This window comes from Mycoplana sp. BE70 (assembly GCF_031455855.1).
Lineage (GTDB): Bacteria > Pseudomonadota > Alphaproteobacteria > Rhizobiales > Rhizobiaceae > Mycoplana.
On sequence record NZ_JAVDTM010000010.1, the window covers coordinates 55,794 to 74,813 of the forward strand.

Annotated in this window: 19 protein-coding genes and 6 tRNA genes; 15 read left to right on the forward strand and 10 right to left on the reverse strand. The window is 60.5% G+C overall.

Annotated elements, in window-relative coordinates:
* Positions 1–352 precede the first annotated feature (352 nt).
* The 4 genes from J2Y48_RS18690 to J2Y48_RS18705 all read left to right on the forward strand — a co-directional run bounded on the left by J2Y48_RS18690 (position 353) and on the right by J2Y48_RS18705 (position 4,628).
* Positions 353–1,381 carry an amino acid ABC transporter substrate-binding protein gene (locus tag J2Y48_RS18690; protein ID WP_310420998.1) on the forward strand — a complete coding sequence of 343 codons (1,029 nt, stop codon included), beginning with the start codon at positions 353–355 and terminating at the stop codon, positions 1,379–1,381.
* 89 nt (positions 1,382–1,470) lie between these two features.
* Complete coding sequence (locus J2Y48_RS18695) at positions 1,471–2,679, forward strand: amino acid ABC transporter permease (RefSeq protein WP_310421000.1); 1,209 nt, start codon at positions 1,471–1,473, stop codon at positions 2,677–2,679.
* A gap of 1 nt (position 2,680) precedes the next feature.
* Positions 2,681–3,835 carry an amino acid ABC transporter permease gene (locus J2Y48_RS18700; protein WP_310421002.1) on the forward strand — a complete coding sequence of 385 codons (1,155 nt, stop codon included), beginning with the start codon at positions 2,681–2,683 and terminating at the stop codon, positions 3,833–3,835.
* A 16-nt stretch (positions 3,836–3,851) separates the two neighbouring features.
* Positions 3,852–4,628, forward strand: coding sequence for an amino acid ABC transporter ATP-binding protein (locus J2Y48_RS18705; RefSeq protein WP_310421004.1), 777 nt, complete (start codon positions 3,852–3,854; stop codon positions 4,626–4,628).
* A 164-nt stretch (positions 4,629–4,792) separates the two neighbouring features.
* Here J2Y48_RS18705 and J2Y48_RS18710 read toward each other — a convergent pair.
* Together J2Y48_RS18710 and J2Y48_RS18715 are read right to left on the reverse strand one after the other, a co-directional pair.
* A tRNA-Pro gene (locus tag J2Y48_RS18710) sits at positions 4,793–4,869 on the reverse strand.
* A gap of 104 nt (positions 4,870–4,973) precedes the next feature.
* On the reverse strand, positions 4,974–5,237 hold the full coding sequence (locus J2Y48_RS18715; RefSeq protein WP_310421265.1) for a hypothetical protein: 264 nt from the start codon (positions 5,235–5,237) through the stop codon (positions 4,974–4,976).
* Positions 5,238–5,560: 323 nt separating this feature from the next.
* Between J2Y48_RS18715 and J2Y48_RS18720 the strand changes: the two genes are divergently transcribed.
* From J2Y48_RS18720 to J2Y48_RS18730, 3 genes are all read left to right on the forward strand, one after another.
* Positions 5,561–5,866 (forward strand): ETC complex I subunit, encoded by a 306-nt coding sequence (locus J2Y48_RS18720; protein WP_310421006.1) that lies wholly within the window; start codon positions 5,561–5,563, stop codon positions 5,864–5,866.
* A gap of 22 nt (positions 5,867–5,888) precedes the next feature.
* Positions 5,889–5,965 (forward strand) — tRNA-Arg (locus tag J2Y48_RS18725).
* A 162-nt stretch (positions 5,966–6,127) separates the two neighbouring features.
* Positions 6,128–6,547, forward strand: a complete 420-nt coding sequence (locus tag J2Y48_RS18730) for a hypothetical protein (protein WP_310421008.1) — start codon at positions 6,128–6,130, stop codon at positions 6,545–6,547.
* Positions 6,548–6,928: 381 nt separating this feature from the next.
* Here J2Y48_RS18730 and J2Y48_RS18735 read toward each other — a convergent pair whose 3' ends face one another.
* The 3 genes from J2Y48_RS18735 to J2Y48_RS18745 all read right to left on the reverse strand — a co-directional run bounded on the left by J2Y48_RS18735 (position 6,929) and on the right by J2Y48_RS18745 (position 8,377).
* On the reverse strand, positions 6,929–7,180 hold the full coding sequence (locus J2Y48_RS18735) for a hypothetical protein (RefSeq protein ID WP_310421010.1): 252 nt from the start codon (positions 7,178–7,180) through the stop codon (positions 6,929–6,931).
* A 124-nt stretch (positions 7,181–7,304) separates the two neighbouring features.
* Complete coding sequence (locus J2Y48_RS18740; protein WP_310421012.1) at positions 7,305–7,799, reverse strand: DUF192 domain-containing protein; 495 nt, start codon at positions 7,797–7,799, stop codon at positions 7,305–7,307.
* Entirely contained in the window at positions 7,799–8,377 is a 579-nt protein-coding gene (locus tag J2Y48_RS18745; protein ID WP_310421014.1) for a cold-shock protein, read from the reverse strand. The genes J2Y48_RS18740 and J2Y48_RS18745 overlap by 1 nt, the downstream gene beginning before the upstream one ends.
* 203 nt (positions 8,378–8,580) lie before the next feature.
* On the opposite strand from J2Y48_RS18745, the gene J2Y48_RS18750 reads away from it, so the two are divergent.
* From J2Y48_RS18750 to J2Y48_RS18760, 3 genes are all read left to right on the forward strand, one after another.
* Positions 8,581–9,021 (forward strand): VOC family protein, encoded by a 441-nt coding sequence (locus tag J2Y48_RS18750; protein ID WP_310421016.1) that lies wholly within the window; start codon positions 8,581–8,583, stop codon positions 9,019–9,021.
* A gap of 368 nt (positions 9,022–9,389) precedes the next feature.
* A complete protein-coding gene (locus tag J2Y48_RS18755) occupies positions 9,390–10,703 on the forward strand; it encodes a D-Ala-D-Ala carboxypeptidase family metallohydrolase (protein WP_310421018.1) in 1,314 nt (437 codons plus the stop codon).
* A 221-nt stretch (positions 10,704–10,924) separates the two neighbouring features.
* Positions 10,925–10,999 (forward strand) — tRNA-Glu (locus tag J2Y48_RS18760).
* 25 nt (positions 11,000–11,024) lie between these two features.
* Here J2Y48_RS18760 and J2Y48_RS18765 read toward each other — a convergent pair.
* Complete coding sequence (locus J2Y48_RS18765) at positions 11,025–11,324, reverse strand: site-specific integrase (RefSeq protein WP_310421020.1); 300 nt, start codon at positions 11,322–11,324, stop codon at positions 11,025–11,027.
* A gap of 307 nt (positions 11,325–11,631) precedes the next feature.
* On the opposite strand from J2Y48_RS18765, the gene J2Y48_RS18770 reads away from it, so the two are divergent.
* On the forward strand, positions 11,632–13,209 hold the full coding sequence (locus J2Y48_RS18770; protein WP_310421022.1) for an arylsulfatase: 1,578 nt from the start codon (positions 11,632–11,634) through the stop codon (positions 13,207–13,209).
* A gap of 300 nt (positions 13,210–13,509) precedes the next feature.
* On the opposite strand, the gene J2Y48_RS18775 is transcribed toward J2Y48_RS18770, so the two are convergent.
* A complete protein-coding gene (locus J2Y48_RS18775; RefSeq protein ID WP_310421024.1) occupies positions 13,510–14,175 on the reverse strand; it encodes a trimeric intracellular cation channel family protein in 666 nt (221 codons plus the stop codon).
* 95 nt (positions 14,176–14,270) lie between these two features.
* Positions 14,271–15,545 carry a M20 family metallopeptidase gene (locus J2Y48_RS18780; RefSeq protein ID WP_310421026.1) on the reverse strand — a complete coding sequence of 425 codons (1,275 nt, stop codon included), beginning with the start codon at positions 15,543–15,545 and terminating at the stop codon, positions 14,271–14,273.
* Between the two features lie 313 nt (positions 15,546–15,858).
* Here J2Y48_RS18780 and J2Y48_RS18785 point away from each other — a divergent pair.
* The 3 genes from J2Y48_RS18785 (at position 15,859) to J2Y48_RS18795 (ending at position 17,574) form a co-directional block, all read left to right on the forward strand.
* Positions 15,859–15,933, forward strand: a tRNA-Glu gene (locus J2Y48_RS18785).
* Between the two features lie 151 nt (positions 15,934–16,084).
* Positions 16,085–16,159 (forward strand) — tRNA-Glu (locus tag J2Y48_RS18790).
* Between the two features lie 440 nt (positions 16,160–16,599).
* The gene (locus J2Y48_RS18795; protein ID WP_310421028.1) at positions 16,600–17,574 is read left to right on the forward strand and encodes a PAS domain-containing protein; all 975 of its coding nucleotides are present in this window, start codon (positions 16,600–16,602) and stop codon (positions 17,572–17,574) included.
* A 96-nt stretch (positions 17,575–17,670) separates the two neighbouring features.
* Here the strand turns inward: J2Y48_RS18795 and J2Y48_RS18800 are convergent, their stop codons facing one another.
* Complete coding sequence (locus J2Y48_RS18800) at positions 17,671–18,156, reverse strand: L-2-amino-thiazoline-4-carboxylic acid hydrolase (RefSeq protein ID WP_310421030.1); 486 nt, start codon at positions 18,154–18,156, stop codon at positions 17,671–17,673.
* Between the two features lie 225 nt (positions 18,157–18,381).
* Here J2Y48_RS18800 and J2Y48_RS18805 point away from each other — a divergent pair.
* A tRNA-Glu gene (locus J2Y48_RS18805) sits at positions 18,382–18,456 on the forward strand.
* Positions 18,457–18,625: 169 nt separating this feature from the next.
* Here J2Y48_RS18805 and J2Y48_RS18810 read toward each other — a convergent pair.
* Entirely contained in the window at positions 18,626–18,997 is a 372-nt protein-coding gene (locus J2Y48_RS18810) for a cytochrome c family protein (protein ID WP_310421266.1), read from the reverse strand.
* Positions 18,998–19,020: the final 23 nt, after the last annotated feature.

A 19,020-nucleotide genomic window follows, 5' to 3' on the forward strand; every position in this document is an offset into this window, starting at 1 on the left:
AGGTTGCTTGCGTTGGAAGAACCCGGACTCTTCCGACGGGCGCTCTCAAGCGTCAAGACAATAATCCTGAAGAAACCATCACGGGTTGACATGTCGAAGGGACCACTCGGCGCTGGACTGGCGTCATTTTTGGCAATTCCAGCCGGATTTCGAACGGATTTTGCCTGTTTTTCCACCAAAATCGGTGAAATCGACGCTCTGGCTGGAAAATGGGTCGCCTCTCTTGACCCTGCGTCGTTTTGAGCATGAGATAGGTCAACTCGCGCCGGGAGGGTGGCGAGTGCCGCAGCGCTCCCGCACTACGCCGGCGCCACGCGGACGTGGAAAGATCATAGAACAAGGGTTGTAAAACATGACAAAAAAGATCGTGGCAGCCGTAATCGGCGCTGCCGTCATGGGGATTGGCGCCCAGGCCGCTCAGGCCGATACGCTTTCGGACGTTAAGGCCAAGGGTTTCGTACAGTGCGGCGTCAACGGCTCGAACCTCGCGGGTTTCGGTGCGCAGGATTCCGCCGGCAACTGGGCAGGTCTGGACATTGACCTTTGCAAGGCTGTGGCGGCTGCAATCTTCGGTGACGCGACCAAGGTGAAGTATACGCCGCTCTCCGCCAAGGACCGTTTCCCGGCGCTGCAGTCGGGCGAAGTCGACATGCTGGCCCGCAACACCACCTGGAGCACCAGCCGTGATTCGCAGCTCGGCTTCGATTTCCGCGCTGTCACCTACTATGACGGCCAGGGCTTCATGGTGAAGAAGGAACTGGGCGTTAAGTCCGCGCTGGAGCTGAACGGCGCTTCCGTCTGCGTGCAGTCCGGCACGACCACCGAACTGAACCTCGCCGACTTCTTCCGCTCCCACAACATGGACTTCAAGCCGGTCGTGTTCGAGGCCCAGGACGAGGCTGATGCGGCCTACAACGCCGGCCGTTGCGACGCCTACACGACCGACGCCTCCGGCCTCTATTCGATCCGCCTGAAGATGACCAACCCGGACGACCACATGGTCCTGCCGGAGATCATCTCCAAGGAACCGCTCGGCGCCGCGGTCCGCCAGAACGACTCCAAGTGGCTGGATGTCGTCAGCTGGTCGCATTATGCCCTGGTCGCGGCTGAGGAATTCGGCATCACTCAGGCCAATGTCGAGGAGATGAAGAAGTCGGCCAACCCCGACATCAAGCGCTTCCTCGGCGAAGAAGCCGACTCCACGCTGGGCGCCGATCTCGGCCTTCCGAACGACTGGGCCGTGCAGATCATCAAGGCCGTCGGCAACTATGGCGAATCGTTCGAGCGCAACGTCGGCCAGGGCTCGCCCCTGAAGATCGATCGCGGCCTCAACGCGCTCTGGAACAAGGGCGGTCTGCAATACGCCCCGCCGATCCGCTAATCGGCAATCAAACGGGAGGGCGGGACTTCCGCCCTCCCCAAAAGTGAAACGCCCGGAAAAAAGGGCGAACACAACGATAGGGGTTCTGAATGGCTGTTGCGCACGTCCGCACTGGAGGCGGCGACCCTCCGAAGGTATCGCTTCTCTACAACCCAGCGCTTAGAAAATATGTCTATCAGGCACTCACGCTTGTCTTGATCGTCGGAGTCATCTGGTACGCCTGGCACAACGCGGTGCAAAACCTCGCCCGTGCCAACATGACGTCGGGCTTTGGCTTCCTGAACAGCCGCGCCGGGTTCGACCTCGCCCAGAGCCTGATCGCCTACAGCAGTGATTCGACCTATTTCCGGGCCTTGCAGGTCGGCCTGCTCAACACCTTGGTCGTGGCCGCCTGCGGCATCGTCACCGCAACGATCGTCGGGCTGCTGGTCGGCATCGGCCGGTTGTCGCACAACTGGCTCATCGCCCGGCTGTCCACGATCTATGTCGAGATCTTCCGCAACATCCCGCCGCTTCTCGTCATCTTCTTCTGGTATCTGGGCGTGCTCGCGCTGCTGCCGACGATCCGCACCATCTTCCAGCACGTGAAGGACAATCCCGACGCGGTCTTCTTCATCTCGAACCGCGGCATCTACATGCCGGCGCCGGTTTTCGGTGAGGGGTTCGGTTTTGTCGTCGCCGCCTTCGTCGCCGGTATCATCGCCGCAATTGCTTTTGCTTTCTGGGCGAATGCACGCCAGCGGGCAACCGGCAAACGTCCTCCGGTCCTGATCGTGTCGCTCGCGCTGGTCCTTCTGCTGCCGATGGCAGTCTTTCTGCTCGCAGGGCTGCCACTGTCCTTCGATTACCCCGTTCCCGGCTCGTTCAACATGAAGGGCGGCATGGTGATCGGCCCGGAATTTCTGGCGCTCTACCTGGCTCTGTCGCTCTACACCGCGTCATTCATCGCCGAGATCGTGCGCGCCGGCATCAGGGGCGTCCCGCATGGGCAGACGGAGGCATCATACGCATTGGGGCTCAGGCCGGCCTCGACGACGCGGCTCGTCGTCCTGCCGCAGGCGCTCAGGATCATCATCCCGCCGCTCACCTCGCAGTACCTCAACCTCATCAAGAACTCCTCGCTTGCGGTCGCCGTCGGTTACGCCGATCTCGTCGCGGTCGGCGGCACGATCCTCAACCAGTCGGGCCACTCGATCGAGATCATCGCGATCTGGATGGCGGTCTATCTGTCGATCAGCCTCGTGACCTCGCTGTTCATGAACTGGTTCAACGCCAAGATGGCACTGGTGGAGCGCTGAAATGGCCGAGAACCTGTCCTACGTCCGCGACCACTTCATTGCCGCCGAGCAGCCTCCGATGTCCGACTCCTCGGTCATCGGCTGGATGCGCAAGAACCTTTTTTCGTCCTGGACCGACAGCGCGATGACGGCGATCGCCGTCGCCGCCCTGCTGTATTTGCTTCCGGGCGCCATCGACTGGCTGTTCCTGTCCGCCGTGTGGGCTGGCGCAGACCGAACCGCCTGCCTCACCGTCGATCAGGGTGGAACGCTTCCGAGCGGCTGGAGCGGCGCCTGCTGGGCCTATGTCGGCGATAGGTTTGTCCAGTTCATGTTCGGCTCCTACCCGCGCGACCAGCTTTGGCGGCCGCTTCTGGTCGTCGGCATGTTCGTCGCCCTGCTCGTTCCCCTTCTCATTCCGAAGGTGCCGCGCAAGGGATTGAACGCGATCTTGCTTTTGGTCGCTCTTCCGATCGTCTCCTACTTTCTGCTGATCGGCGGTCGCTTCGGCCTGTCCCACATCGAAACGACCCTTTGGGGCGGGCTGATGGTGACGCTGATCCTGTCCTTCGTCGGCATCGTCATATCGTTGCCGGCCGGCATTCTGCTGGCGCTGGGTCGACGTTCGCAGATGCCGGTGGTCAGGTCGGCCTCCATCGCCTTCATCGAGCTGATTCGCGGCGTGCCGCTGATCACCGTCCTGTTCATGGCGAGCGTGCTGCTGCCGCTCTTCCTCGAGCCCGGCAACAACATCGACAAGTTCCTGCGCGCGCTGATCGGCGTGGCGATCTTCGCTTCGGCCTATATGGCGGAGGTGATCCGCGGTGGGCTGCAGGCGATCCCGAGGGGGCAGTACGAGGCCGCCGATGCGTTGGGCTTGAATTACTTCCACAAGATGACATTCGTCGTCCTGCCGCAGGCGATCAAGCTCGTCATCCCGGGCATCGTCAACACCTTTATCGGCATGTTCAAGGACACCTCGCTCGTCACCATCATCTCGATGTACGATCTGCTTGGTATCGTAAAGGCGAGTTTCGGCGATTCAGGCTGGATCACCCCGGTCACCCCGCTGACCGGCCTGATCTTCGCCGGGTTCACATTCTGGCTTTTCTGCTTCGGCATGTCGCGCTATTCAGCATTCGTGGAGCGCCGGCTCGATACGAGCCACAAGAGATAATCAAGGGGAATACCAAATGGCAAACCTGGCCCAATCCAAGAAAATGACGGTTTCCGCCACCGACGTGGCCGTCGAGATCGTCAACATGAACAAGTGGTATGGCGACTTCCACGTGCTGCGCGACATCAACCTCAAGGTGATGCGCGGCGAACGCATCGTCATCGCCGGCCCGTCGGGCTCCGGCAAGTCGACGATGATCCGCTGCATCAACCGGCTGGAGGAGCATCAGAAGGGGCAGATCGTCGTCGACGGGATCGAACTGACCAACGACCTGAAAAAGATCGACGAGGTGCGCCGCGAGGTCGGCATGGTGTTCCAGCATTTCAACCTGTTCCCGCACCTGACGATTCTGGAGAACTGCACGCTGGCGCCGATCTGGGTGCGCAAGATGCCGAAGAAGGAGGCCGAAAAGGTCGCCATGCACTATCTCGAGCGCGTCAAGATCCCCGAGCAGGCCCACAAGTATCCGGGCCAGCTCTCCGGCGGCCAGCAACAGCGCGTGGCGATCGCCCGCTCGCTCTGCATGAAGCCGAAGATCATGCTGTTCGACGAGCCGACCTCGGCGCTCGATCCGGAAATGGTCAAGGAAGTGCTCGACACCATGGTGTCGCTTGCCGAAGAAGGCATGACCATGCTCTGCGTCACCCATGAAATGGGCTTCGCCCGCCAGGTCGCTCACCGCGTCATCTTCATGGACCAGGGCCAGATCGTCGAGCAGAACGACCCGCACAACTTCTTCGACAACCCGCAGCACGAACGCACGCGGCTGTTCCTCAGCCAGATTCTGCATTGAGCTACTCGGGACCGGCAGACCACTCGGGCGGCGAAGGTCGCCCGAATGGAGCGCCGACAAAGGCTCCCTGCCCGCCTTGATGTAAACCGATCCGGACCGCAGACGCGGCCGTCTGATCGCCGGCAATGGCCGGCGACGTAAACTGCAATTTCAAAGGGATACGGTGGTCGGAGTGGAGAGATTCGAACTCCCGACCCTCTGGTCCCAAACCAGATGCGCTACCAGGCTGCGCTACACTCCGCCGTTCCGTAAGGGGCGAGATACACGCATCCGCCGCAGGCCGCAACAGTAAATATCGATGGCTGTGAATTCAACGTCGGGCTGCCTGCCTGTGACGGCCACCGTTCAGTCGTGGACGCGTATAGGCACGATCAGGCGACTGACCAAAAGCAGCGAACGGTCGGGCTGGATGACGTAGGTTTCCACCACGTCCCGGCCGAACTGGTCGATGAACCGGTGGCGGAACCAACTGCCGACCGGTGCCTTGGTCAGCTTCGTGCGCGGCTGCCCCCCATAGGTGATGCTGCCGGGAATCGGTTCCGGATAGTTGCCGCCAACGGATTCCGAGCAGCCCACCAGAACCAGTGCCGCTATACAAAGCGGAAGCATTTTCCTCACTGTGGCCCCCTATCCATGATCTTACGTGACTCGTAGGCTGGTTGGCCTGGGTTTCAAAAATAGCGCAAGTACGAAGGCGTCGATAGAGTTGCCGTCCGGTCGAGCAAACCGCGGCGCGAGCCGCAGGGCCGTTGAAATGTCCCGGTCTCAGTGCTAAGGACCGACGCGCGATCAGTCAGCGCGTGCGGCAGCGGCAAGGCACCGGAACGGCTGGACGAATATGCGACTTGGTGCAATTTTGTTGATCGAATTTGCGCTATTGAAATGCGATGCCAGAACGGCATGAATCTGAAACTATTGGAGCCACAGCATCCATGAACGCGAAGATCTACCGTCCCGCCAAGACCGCCATGCAGTCCGGCAAGGCGAAAACGCATCTTTGGGTCCTTGAATTCGATCAGGAACGGCCTCGCACGATCGACCCGATCATGGGCTACACCAGTTCCGGCGACATGCGCCAGCAGCTGCGGCTGACGTTCGAATCGCGCGAGCTCGCGGTCGCCTATGCCGAGCGCAATGGCCTCGCCTATCGCGTCATCGAGCCGCACGACGCCACCCGCAAGAAGGTCGCCTATCCGGACAACTTCCGCTTCAATCGGACGCAGCCCTGGACGCATTGACGACCGGACAGCCGTCTCGATCGGCCCCTTAGCTCAGCTGGATAGAGCAACTGCCTTCTAAGCAGTAGGTCGCAGGTTCGAATCCTGCAGGGGTCGCCACACTCGTCCGACGTTTTTCCGACTTTCACTTTTCCGACGTCAAGAAAGTCGGACGGATTTTAACCGCCCTTCTGCGCGCTATCGGCAACCTTTGAACCCGGCAAAAGCAAGCAGCGGGCCTACTTTTCACGAAGCGGAGCGTGGAAGTTTCTTCGCTATTCCATGAAGATGAAGAAACCGATCATATATGCCCCCTCCCCATTCCCCGGCGAGCGCGCGCTTCAGCAAGGCGTCTACCCGTGGCTGAAGCATCCCGATGCTACTGCCGCCATGTTATGGATTGCTGACATCTGTCGAAAAGTCTGGCGGGAGATGGCCGAGGACGTTGGGGCGGCGTTGATACTCCAGCCACTCGACACAATTTCCACAGAGGGATTGACGCTCGCGCGCTATCAAAAAGGCGTCACGCGCTCGACAGGCAGTGCATATAGCGATACCGACACAACCCATATGAATAAGGATCTCGGTCGGCGTTTTCTGGATGAGATTGGCGCAACGCTGCGCGACAGGAATCACGCAGCTTCAAGTGCTGCAAGCCGCCCCTCGAAGCCGGCCGCCACCCACACAACCAGTTGGTCATAGCGAACGCTGTAGCGGTTGCCGGCGTCGTAAGGGTCATCTGGTTGCCGTGCTCAGTCTAAAAAGCCACTTGGCAACACGCAACTCGGCAGGGGTCAGATCACCGCGCCATGGCTTCGCGCGCGAATCCAATGTGTTGATTGACCCGGTTGCGGCATAGACCACGCTCCACCGCCGCGAATCTCCGCCGCAGGTGATCCCGTTGTCGGCATCGCCGGGGTAGATCGCATTGCCACATTCGCACGGCATGCAAGGGCGCTGACGAGGCAATCAATGTTGAAGCTGCCTTTTGCCTCTTCGACACTATTCGCCCGATAGGATAAGCAGCCTACGATCATCTGCCGGCGAAGTCCTGCTGTGCTGGATTCTTCCACCGGGTTTAGCTCAGGCGGGCTCTCCGCCGGGGGCATAGTGGGTCTTCTGCTTGAAGGCGAAGACGTTGCCGCAACGGCAGCGGATCATGTGTCTCGCCGGATCGGTGGAGGGGCGTTCGGTGGAAAAGCCGGGCGGCATCAGATCGACGACGAAGCCCGGGCTCGTCCGGCGTGGATCGTCGTCTTCCGAGACTTCGGCAAAGCCGGACCGGCCGCACTTTGAGCATTCGAGCTTTCTCGAGTATCGGTCGCGCGCAGCCATATCGTTTCCAAATCGATGTCCGGTTTCGACGCCTCGTAACAGAGATTCGCTTCGTAAAAAAGTGACGGGACGGCGGCAAGGTTCCAATACAACAACCGCAAAGGGCCGGAATAGGATGCCGGCGTCAGGGACCGGCGTTCTGGATCAAGGGGCTGTCGATCCTGTCGCCCGGCTGGATCGCAAGGGTGCGAACCGTACCCGCATTCAATTCGAGCACGTAGGCGACCGGTACCTTCGAGCTGATGATCGCTTCTGAAAGCGGTTCAGCATTTTCCTTGATCGTTTTGATATCGCCGGATTTATCGATGAACAGCATATCCAGCGGCAGATAGGTGTTCTTCATCCACATCAGAACCGTGCGCGTTTCCCCGAAGGAAAATAACATGCCCTGGTCCGGCGCCATCGAGCGCCGGTTCATCAGGCCCTGCGCCCGCTGCTGCGGCGTCAGCGCCAGTTCCGCCGAGAATTCGTGACGCTTGCCGTCGCCGGTGACGATGGCCAACCGCTCCTTGCCGAAGCTTTCCTCCGCGCGGGCCGCAACGGCGCCGAACAGCGACAAAAAAAGCGCCACAAGGACGCTGCAATGGAAAAGGCCGAAGTTGCGGCGCGCCCTGGCCATCAGTGCGCCCGGTTGCCCGGCGCCGGGTTGTCCGGGTGGATCTCAGCGGCCATCAGGCCCTTCTCGCCGTCGCCGAAGCGGACGAGCACCACCTGCCCGGGGCGCAGTTCGGTCAGGCCGAAGCGGCGCAGGGTTTCCATGTGGATGAAGATGTCCTCGGTGCCCTCGCCGCGCGTCAGAAAGCCGAAGCCCTTGGTCCGGTTGAACCATTTGACCAGCGCCCGCTCGAGCCCGCTCGTCGGCGTCACCTGCACGTGGGTCTTGACCGGTGGCATCTGCGAAGGGTGGATGGCCGTCGACTGGTCCATCGAAAGGATGCGAAAGGCCTGATAGCCGCGTTCGCGGCGCTGAATCAGCGCGACCACCCGGGTCCCCTCGAGAACGGTCTGGTAGCCGTCGCGCCGCAGGCAGGTCACATGGACGAGAACGTCCTGCATGCCGTTGTCCGGCACGATGAAGCCAAACCCCTTGGCGACATCGAACCATTTGATGACGCCGGTGATCTCGATCAGGTCAACCGCATCGCCACCCTGGTCGTCGTATTGCGTGATCTCCTTCGCTGACATCCTGTCCGCCATGATCTGCCCCGCCCCTCGATTACGCGTCACATGAATTACGGTTAACTGATTCTTGTCGATCAGAATAACATCGTCCAATTGCGAATGGACAAGTCTTCGTAAAAAGTTTTGTCCGGAGACTCTTTAGGACACCAGGCTTGCCTCAAGCTGGCAAACTCCTATCTTCCCGCCCATCCGTTGTTTTGAATTCGAGGGCCCTCCAAATGCGCTACCTCCACACCATGGTCCGCGTCCACAATGTCGAGCAATCGCTGCACTTCTATTGCGACCTGTTCGGCCTCGTCGAAATCCGCCGGCACGAAAGCGAGAGGGGACGCTTTACGTTGATCTTTCTTGCGGCACCCGGCGATGTCGACGCGGCCAAGCAGAAAGCAGCCCCCTGCCTGGAGCTAACCTATAACTGGGACCCGGAAACCTACACCGGCGGGCGCAACTTCGGCCACCTCGCCTACGAGGTCGATGACATCTATGCGACCTGCCAGAAATTGATGGACAACGGCATTGTCATCAACCGCCCGCCGCGGGACGGCCACATGGCCTTTGTCCGCTCGCCCGATGGAATCTCGATCGAGATCCTGCAGAAGGGCGAAAGCCTGGCTCCGGCCGAACCCTGGGCATCGATGCCGAATACCGGCGCCTGGTAAGCCTCGCGCAATTTCCACCCCCTAGCAATTGACGGGTGATCGCCAGCGACCGTGAAGCGACATGCTCTTCGCGACGCGGCAGTCACACGACCCCGTGCCTGCAATGCAGGCGCGAGGTTTCATCACGCTTTCGCCTTCTTTGGCCCGGACCATGCCCGGGCCGTCGGCGACCGGATGATTCGCGTAGGATCAGAGCTCCGGCCCCTCCCGGCGGAACATTCCGGTGCATCGTGTTTAGTCGCCTGCGCATGAGACGCTGGCTATGGGGAAACGCACGTGTTCGCCTTCTGCGAGGCGCGTTACCTCGATGCGGACAGGCTCCAGCCGGTAGATCGACCGGTTGGCGCGTAAGAAGGCGGGGATGTAGCTTGCTGTTCACACGCAAATCGGGCTTTGAGACCAAGGCCCTTCGACACACTCTTCTGATCGCCGTCTCGGCTCTGGTGCTTACGGGCTGCATGTCGGCAACCGGTGACATGCGAGCCGAAGACAATGCTGTTCCGGTCGACGCGGCGGCGGCGGCGTCCCCTGCATCGGAGCAGGAAGGCGACGGCGAGGCTGTCGACGGTTATCGTGATCCGATGGTGTCGGCGCGCGACAATCCGACCGGCAGCGGGGCGACGCAATCTGCCGACGCGCCAGCCCAACCTGCCAATCTCGCCGACGTCATCATGCAGCCGGCACAGGTGAACGCACACCAGACCAGCATCTACGCCTCCGGCGCCGCCGCATCGGTGGAAACTGACAATCAGCCCGATGGAGGACCCGCCATCGGCAATCTGTACAGCGTCAACCCGGGCACGATCCCGGCGGACGGCAACGCCGAGACCACTGGTTCCATACCGGCAAAGGGTCGCCAAACCGACGAAGAGGCGTCGCTCATTCCGGATCGCGTGCCGCTGCCCAAGAGCGGACGAATGGCGCTGGCGGCCGAACCGGCCACATCCGAAGCGGCGATTGCGCTTGCTGCCACCGCATCGGGAACCGGCCAGCCACCGCCGCCGGAGGCAATCGATGGCGCTGGTGAGACGAACGGAAACGCCGCCGGGGCGCCGAACGACCTGAACAAGACGTTGACACTTGCCGCCCTTTTCGGCGCAAAGCGGAAAACCAATCGCCAAAGCGAGAGCAATTCGGCGAACCCGGCACAGAAGCCCAGTGTTCTCAATCGCAATTCGGCGGCGGCCTACCAGACCGCGTCGCTGGGAGGCGCAATCCCCGGCGCGGCGACGGATTCGCTCTTTGCTCCGCCCGACCATTCCGAAGCCGAAGAAGAAGCGTCCGACGGTGCGGACAACGGGGTGACGGAAGTCGCCTCGCTTGCCGGCCTTGCCCGACTTTCGCCGAATGGGCTCTGGCTGCAAACGGAGAAGGTCAACACCGGCTGCTTCAAGCCGGAACTGCTGGCGGTGTTGAAGTCGATCGAAGGCCACTATGGAAAACCCGTGATCGTCACGTCGGGTGTCCGGCCGGTGAAACAGAACCGCTCGAAGCAGTCGCTGCATACCCGCTGCGAAGCGGCCGACATCCAGATTGCCGGTGTCAGCCGATGGGAATTGGCCGACTACCTGCGCTCAAGGCCGGGGCGCGGCGGCGTCGGCACCTACTGCCATACCGAATCCGTCCATATCGACGTAGGCCCGGAGCGCGACTGGAACTGGCAATGCCGTGGCAAGCAATAGGGGGGCGTTTGGGCACTGCCCTGCCCCGCCCGCTGGTCGCCGCCCGAAATCCGCCGCTTCGGAATCCCGGCATGCAGCCGCACGACCCCGACATCAATACATTGTTAAGACTTGCATTTTGCCGTTGCCATCCATTGGCTGGGGATAACCGTACTTTTTTCTCGCCCGCCCCGATTGGTACTTGCGGAAGGAAAACGTGCTGACTATAAGACGCCCCGCACGCGCCCTTCGTCTATCGGTTAGGACGTCAGATTTTCATTCTGAAAAGAGGGGTTCGACTCCCCTAGGGCGTGCCACAATCTTTGATATAATTACATAATTTCAAGATGTGCCCAAGGCCAGTGCCCTAGTCGTCACTTCAGCCGACGACTCGCAATGCTGCACGCCGCTTCGCCGCATCACGTTTCTGCTCGCGCTCGCGATCCCGACCATCGCCTTGTCCCGGTTCGCATCGCGGACATAACCGTCCGTCACTGCCATCGAGGTATGGCCCATCGCATCCATGATCGCCCTCGCCTGCACATTGCACTCGGCCAAGTACGTGCCGAAGGTCCGGCGCAGTCCGTGCAGCGTGTAGCCTTCCGGGATCCCTGCCTGCTCGCGCCATTGCCGCATCCGCATCGTCAGCGACTTCTGGCCCTAAGCAGACATCGTCCGGCTGACGGTTACCTTGCATTTTCCGCACCAGATTTCGAATGCTGGGCATGCGTTCCTGGCTACGTGCTGCTGCTCCAAAATCGGTTAGACTTTCGAAGACAGGTCCTCCGGCCTTTTCCAATTCGCCGGCCGTCAAGAGGGCTCCACACGCGGTTGACACAATTCAACGGTTGTTGGTGGTCGAGTTCAAGACGCGCACTATTTCAACCTCAGGCGTACTGACTTCAGCATGCCGATTTCACTGTGATCACGGGAACTCTGGAGGTTGGAAATGCGGATAGGAATCCGAATAGGTGGACTACTTCTTGCCGCAAGCGCCTTGGCGGCATCGGCACCTTCGTTTGCCCAAGAGCAAACGGCGGCAAAGCCAAACATACTTGTTATTTTCGGCGATGATATCGGGCAGACTAACCTGTCCGCCTACAGTGACGGTATCATGGGGTACACGACCCCGAACATCGACCGGCTAGCGAATGAAGGTTTGAAGTTCACGGACTACTACGCCGAGCAAAGCTGCACTGCTGGTCGTTCAACCTTTCTGACGGGCCAAGCTACATTGCGTACCGGTCTTTCGAAAGTTGGTCTGCCCGGTGCCGATGTCGGTCTGCAGGCCTCCGACGTGACCTTAGCTTCAATACTCAAGGATCAGGGTTACGCTACCGGCCAGTTCGGCAAGAACCATCTTGGTGACAAGGACGAGTTTCTGCCGACGGCGCATGGTTTCGACGAGTTCTTCGGTAACCTCTACCACCTCAATGCCGAGGAAGAGCCGGAAAACTTCAACTATCCTCAGGACCCCAATTTCCGCAAAAATTTCGGCCCACGTGGCGTAATCAAGTCCTCGGCTGACGGTAAGATCGAAGACACAGGTGCTCTGACGCGCAAGCGAATGGAAACCATAGATGACGAGACTTCAGGCGCGGCGATAGACTTTATTGATAGGCAAGTAAAAGCGGACAAGCCATTTTTCGTCTGGATGAACACGACGAGGATGCATTTCCGAACACACGTTCGCCCCGAAAACCGTAGCAAGCCGGGTCTCACGGCGCTGACAGAATATGCCGACGGCATGATCGAGACCGACAAGCTCATCGGCACAATTCTCGACAAGGTCGATCAACTTGGGATCGCCGACAACACCATCGTCATCTACACCACGGACAATGGCCCGCATCAGAACTCTTGGCCAGATGCGGGGACGACGCCGTTCCGCAGCGAGAAGAATACCAACTGGGAAGGTGCGTTCCGCGTACCCGCGATGATCCGCTGGCCCGGACACATCAAACCTAACACGATCGCCACAGGTATCTTCTCCGGCCTTGATTGGCTTCCGACGTTGTCGGCGGCCGCTGGTGACAGCGACGTAAAGGACCGACTGCTTAGTGGGACGACGATCGCTGGAAAACAATACAAGAACCATCTCGACGGGTACAACCAGCTCGACTATCTGACCGGGAAAGCCGATCAGAGTGCTCGTAAGGAGTTTTACTACTTCAATGACGACGGCGATATGGTGGCAATGCGGTACGAGAACTGGAAGATCGTCTTTTCAGAGCAGCGGGCGACGGGTACCCTTCGTATCTGGGCGGAACCGTTCACCCCACTTCGCGTGCCCAAACTTTTCGACCTTCGCGCCGATCCGTATGAGCGCGCAGACGTTACCTCCAATACGTACTACGACTGGCTGATAGACCGCGTGTTCCTGCTCGTCCCGGCTCAGGCGATGGCGGGGCAGTTCCTCGCGACCTTCAAGGACTATCCGCCGGCCCAGCATGCGGCAAGTTTCTCGATCGACCAGATACAGGAGCAACTCAACGAGTCGTTCAAGAACGCGGGCGGCGGACAGTAAGCTTCACGATCTCGAAACTGCAGTTGATGAAGGTGGCTCGGCTGAAAACCGAGCCACCTCACGTATATGACGATCGTACCTGCTCGCGAGCATGCATGCACCGGAGAAGCCACCGAAGCGTAGTATCAGGATATAAGTTCGTTTGTCTCCATGCCAAACTTCCCCAGCCTCGACGGTTGCGCTTCCGGCGTAACTTCCCCAACAACGTTGGAGAAGTGTGCCCCAGATGAGACGCACGAACGCGGACGATATCGTGAACCTTCCGACACCCGCCCCGCTACGGGCATACCGCGGCCCATTTCAGCGCGGTTCCTCCTCGTTCGACGATCCTGCCTCCGCACGACCTCGCGCGGACAGGCGCGCAACCGGCAGGCGCCATCCGTATCTGATCGCCATCACCCGAAGGCTAAGGCACAAAGCCCCTCCCGCCAGCGCCGAGATGCCGTAGGAAACCCCGATTGCGGCGCCGCCGACGACGACGGAAGCACCCGCCAGCGCGGCAACGGCGTAGAGGTCGGAGCGCAGAACGTGCGGGATCTCGCCGAGGAGAACGTCTCGCGTCATACCGCCGCCGATGCCGGTCACCATGCCCAGAAGCGCGGCCGTGACAGGACTTGCGCCATAAGCGAGCGCCTTTTGCGCACCGGCGACGGCGAAGAATGCCAAACCCACCGCGTCGAACATCAAAACGGGGCTGCGCAGCCGGTCAATTCCGGCATAGGCGAGGAACGTGATGAGCCCGGCTGTGACGGAAACCAGTAGGTACAATCCATCGGCCAAGGCCGCCGGCGGTACCGAGCCGATCAACAGGTCGCGGGTGATTCCGCCGAAATTTCCCGCGACGAAGGACAGGACAAGGATGCCGAACAGGTCGAGGCGGCGGTCGACCGCGGCCAATGCGCCGCTGATTGCGAAGACGAACGTGCCGCCGAGGTCAGGGATACGCGTGAAGGTCTCTGTGATCATAGTGGTTCTGCCTCGGCAAGCCTCGCCCGTCGCGCTGCGGCACAAAGCGGCAGCAGGCGAGTCCACACCGCCTCCATTGCTTCGACCGAACAAGATCAGGTGGCATCGAGCCATGCCAGCGCACCGACAACCAGGGCCGCGACGCCGGTTTCCACGGTGGGATACAGGACAGGTGCGAATTTCGGACTGTGATTGACCGGCAGTTCGTTCAACCGACCCGTTGCCTTGGCCTTGGCGTAGATCTTGGGATCGGTGCCACCCACGAACCAGAACACCGACGGCACCTGCCATGCGGTTCCGAAGCAGCCAAAGTCCTCGCTCGCCGGGGCCGGACCCGTGTGCTTTACCCTCTCGGGCGAAAAATAGCCGCGAAAAGCCTCGGCGACCCGCAGGCTCGCGGCCTCGTCGTTGACGTTCAGCGGATAGCTGTCGAGGGACGTGACTTCCGGCTTGCGCGGGGCTCCCGATGCTTCCGCCTCGGCGTTGACGATCCGTTCGATCGCCGCAAGCACGTGCTTGCGCACGCCGGCATCGAAGGTGCGGACGTTGAGCTTGATGACCGCTTCGTCGGGAATGACGTTTTCCTTGGTGCCGGCCTGCAGGACGCCGACCGTCAGCACCGCCGCATCCGTCGCGGCGATTTCGCGGGACACGACGGTCTGCAGCCGCAGCACGACGGATGCGGCCATGACGACCGGGTCGATGCTCGCCTGCGGCATCGAGCCATGCGCACCACGCCCGAACAGGCGGATTTGCAGGCTGTCGGCCGCCGACGTGATCGGTCCGGCGCTGCCGGCCACGAAGCCGGCCGGGCCGACCATGACGTGCTGCCCAAGGGTGACGTCCGGCCGGGGAAAGCGGTCGAGCAGACCGTCGTCTATCATCGCGCGGGCACCTTCGGCGGTCTCCTCGCCCGGCTGGAAGACCGCCATCAACGTGCCCTTCCAGGCATCGCGCACCTGCGACAGCAACGTCGTCGCCCCGACCAGCCAGGCCACGTGCATGTCATGGCCGCACATATGCCCCACCGGCACGGCGTTTCCATCGGCCCCCTTCACGGTGACGGTGCTCGCGTAGTCCAGGCCGGTGTCCTCGGCGATCGGCAGCGCATCCATGTCGGCCCGCAGCATCACGGTCGGGCCCTCGCCATTCCGGAGAAGACCGACCACGCCTGTCTTACCGACCCCGGCGGTGACCTCGTAACCCGCTTTCCGGAGCCTGTCGGCGGCGATGCCCGCTGTTCGCGTTTCCTGCATCGACAATTCTGGATGGGCGTGGATGTCCTTGTAGAGCGCTTCCAGTTCGGGCAGCATCGTGTCCAGATTTGCCAGAACAGACGATGCCCCCTTCGGGGATGCATGCTTGGCCATGGTGGTCACCTCCACTGGCCTGCCCTTCGCCGACTGCGGTCGGGCTTCGACGCCTGGTGGCATCGGACAGGGTGCCCGCACATTTTCACGGCGGCCGGCAGAGACGGCAAGCCCGTTTCCCGCGATCAAGCAATTGTTACCCTACCCGCGATCTCACTGCTCATACGGCCAGCCGAATCGCAACATGCGATTGCGCGAATGGATTGGGGCAACGCCAACGGCGACGATCTTCGGGACAAGGCAAGAAAATCCGACAGGCGGTCATTTTTGCCCTTGCACAATCGGCGGGCGCTGAGTAGAAGCACCCCCGCACGCGCCCTTCGTCTATCGGTTAGGACGTCAGATTTTCATTCTGAAAAGAGGGGTTCGACTCCCCTAGGGCGTGCCACTCCCTCTCCCATTCCGGTCGACGATGCGCCCTGTCCGCAGGACGATACCGCTTCGCGCGCGGTCGGTAGCGCAAGCGAAAAAAATTTGCCGAATCATCATTTTAGGCCTTGCGGAATGCGGGGGGGCTGAGTAGAAGACGGCCATCGCACGCGCCCTTCGTCTATCGGTTAGGACGTCAGATTTTCATTCTGAAAAGAGGGGTTCGACTCCCCTAGGGCGTGCCACTTCTCAACATTAATTATGTGCCGGAACCATCGCCCGTCCGATATGGGACGATCGGATCCCCGACGTTGACGAACCGCCAGAAGGCCGAGGCTTTCGAAGGATACGAGCGCGTCGCGATCTTTCAGATTCGTTCGCCCGCTTTGAATCCTTGTTCTCTCGCATGTCTGTCTGAATCGATTCCCACTTTCGCGAGACATGCTCTCGACCCAAGCGGCTTTTCGGCAGGCGGAGAAGGGATGGTCCAAAATAACCGCTGAGGCGTTTTCGGTGCCTTGATGCGGGCCGAATAGCGGACGCGGCCGTAGCGTATTCAGACATACCAGAGAATCGCCATTGGACCTTTTAAAGCCGTCGAGGCACGCTATAATTTCCCCTCAGCATCGCAACCGATCAGGTGGGGACGTGCAGCAGCAGGCGTTCTCTTCACAAAGGTGCGCACATGGTTTTGGAAGACCTTTACCGGCTGTTGAAAAGCGGTCACGTGCAAGCGCAGGGTATCGTTGATACGATGACGCAGCCGGTCATCGTCCTGGATCACAACCTGCTCGTCACATCGGCGAACAATGCCTTCTTCAAAGCGTTCCAAGTGCAGAGTGACGACATTCTGGGCGAGGACTTCTTTGGCCTGGGCAATGGTCAATGGGACATTCCGGAGCTCCGCCAACTCATATCTTCCGTCATCCCGAAGGCCGTCGCAGTCATTGGCTTCGAGGTAAAGCACGACTTTCCGACGGTTGGACAACGAACCTTCCTTGTGGATGCCCGGCGTCTAGTTCATCCAAATGACAACAGCACCAGCATTCTGGTGATGTTTGATGATGTGACGGACCGACAGCGGCACGACGCCGAGAGGGAATTCGTGTTGTCGGAGACCCGTCATCGTATGAAGAACCTCCTTGCTGTGGTGCGCGCAATCGCCTTGCGGACAGATGTGGAAGAACGAACCGCCCTCGAGTACCGTGACACCTTTTTGGGGCGGCTCGAAGTGACGCTGCGCGCCCAGGATATTGCGAGCAGCGGCCCCATCGACTTTGAGGCGCTGCTGAGGCAGTCGATCGGCGAACCTGGCGTGAAGCATCTTCGTACTCAAGGACCAGCCGTTCAGGTCGAAAGTGCGAACGTCCCTGCAATCAGCATGATATTCCACGAACTCGCCACCAACGCCGTGAAATATGGTGCTCTGTCCGTCCCGGCCGGCGAGGTACACGTCAGGTGGCAGATCGAAGTTGATTCAGACGGGCGAGACTGCCTCCTTTGCGAGTGGCGGGAGCAAAGCGGCCCGCCCGTCACATTGCCTGGGCGCAAAGGCTATGGCACGGAGTTGATCGAAGGTACGTCCGCGCACCTTGGCGGAGCCGTGGAACTGAACTATCGCCCCAGCGGTTTGATCGCCACGCTTAGAATCCCGATGTGAATTGCTGGAAAAGTCGAGCCCCAAGCTATCACTCGACCGGAACGCGCCTCGCCACAACGCTCCGGCTCCGTTGGCGGCCACCAGACCGCATTCCGCTCACTCCTCCGGCTGGTAGCGATAGCGGAACGTACAGCACTCTGCCCCCGCCATGATCGTCTGCTTGCGCTCCAGCTTGATGTTGGGATCGTAGCCCTGGCAGAAGGTGCCGTCGCGATTGCACGACATCAGGTGGCCGATCCCGGCGAGCCCCATCTCCCGGTACGTCTCGGCGTAACGACAGCGCGTGACGTTGAAGTCGTAGACCTCGTCGGTCGCCTCCAGCACCTCGATTTCCAGGGCGCTGTCGGCGGTCCACAGTTCGTACAGCTTGATGAAGCTTGCCATGGACGTCTCGCCGCCGGGTTCCTTTGCCGCGAAAGCCTGCCCCTCGGCGATTGCTGCCTTGCGGATCGCACTGTCCAGAATGGCATCCGCCTTTTCCCGGCCGATCGCCTCGACCATTTCCGCGTGAATCGGTCCGATCACCTGCGCCTGCAGGCGCCGCTTCAACAGAACCGGAAGTTCCAGGGGTTTTTCGTCCATGATGATCGCCCTCGCATGCCAAACGCCGTACTCGTCGTCGTATCCTACGGATATCGCATCAACGAGCAATCGCCATGTATCGCACGATCCAGTCATGATAGTTTTTAACCGGAGGAATTCGCTCCACCCGGCGTATTCAGTGTGTGAGGATGCGCAAGGCTCGTGACAGACTGCGCGGTATCCTTGTCGGACGGACTGGAACCACCTATATTGCCACGAGCAAACGCGCCCATCGTCTAGCGGTTAGGACATCGCCCTCTCACGGCGGCAACACGGGTTCGAGTCCCGTTGGGCGTACCAGCATCTCGGATCATCGGCCAAACCGGCGTACCAACCCGAATCGGTATCGCCGGCTGGCCATGATGCCGCGAAGGGCCACCTGCGCAAGTCCTGCTCATGCCCTTGGGCCTTCACCCAAGATGCGACCGCACCACCGGCAGCATGGACTTTTCAACGACCGTTTCTCGTCTCATGGAAACTGTTTCAGGTAGGCGATGACATTCGCGGTATCGTCTTTGTTTTTGAGGCCGGGGAACGCCATTTTGTTTCCCTTGATCATTGCCTTCGGATCGGTGAGATACTCCGCAAGCTTGGCGTCATCCCATTTCAGCCCATTCTTGCCGGCTTCGATCATCGGAGCAGAATACTTGAAGCCGGCGTGGGTGCCGGCAGTTCGTCCGACGACACCCTTGAGTGAAGGACCGACCTTATTCTTGTCGTCCGCAACGTTGTGGCAGACCTTGCATTTGGCAAAAACCTTTTCCCCGGCCGTAGCATCCTGCGCCTTGGACTGCCCCGCTGATAATGTTGCCAGAGAAATCGCTGCGACAACTATAACCATTCGCATTTGCGTTACCTCCTTGC